Here is a 346-nt window from a genome sequence, read left to right as displayed (position 1 = left end):
ATTGTCATCTTTAGAACCCATTATTGATGCTTACAAAACACAGATGTTGAATAAACAGTACGAAGCTGTTGAACGCCCGCAGCAGACGGACGCTGCAGAATTTACATTTGCTCAGCTTGAAAAAACCGTACAAGGCGCAAACAACCTTTTGGAGCCGTCGCAGGTGCACCTACAGTTTGTGCTTCACGAAAAATTGGGAGAGTATTATGTGAAAGTCGTGGACAATCGGACAGAGGAAGTCGTCCGCGAGATCCCGCCAAAGGAGTGGCTCGATTTTTATGCGGCGATGGCGGAATTTATGGGGTTAATTGTCGATAAAACTACATAGAACAGGAGTGTTAAAGAT

General features: G+C 44.8%; 1 protein-coding gene. It reads left to right on the top strand.

Annotation, left to right across the window (positions count from 1 at the left end):
- Positions 1-328 (top strand): flagellar protein FlaG (flaG, locus tag J0695_RS46480; protein WP_206970069.1); only part of this gene is annotated, 328 nt, incomplete at its 5' end.
- Between the last annotated feature and the right edge of the window lie 18 nt (positions 329-346).

The organism is Streptomyces beijiangensis, assembly GCF_017315755.1.
GTDB lineage: Bacteria > Actinomycetota > Actinomycetes > Streptomycetales > Streptomycetaceae > Streptomyces > Streptomyces beijiangensis.
Note: the sequence above shows the minus strand (reverse complement) of the source record. Positions and strands in the feature narration are given on the sequence as shown.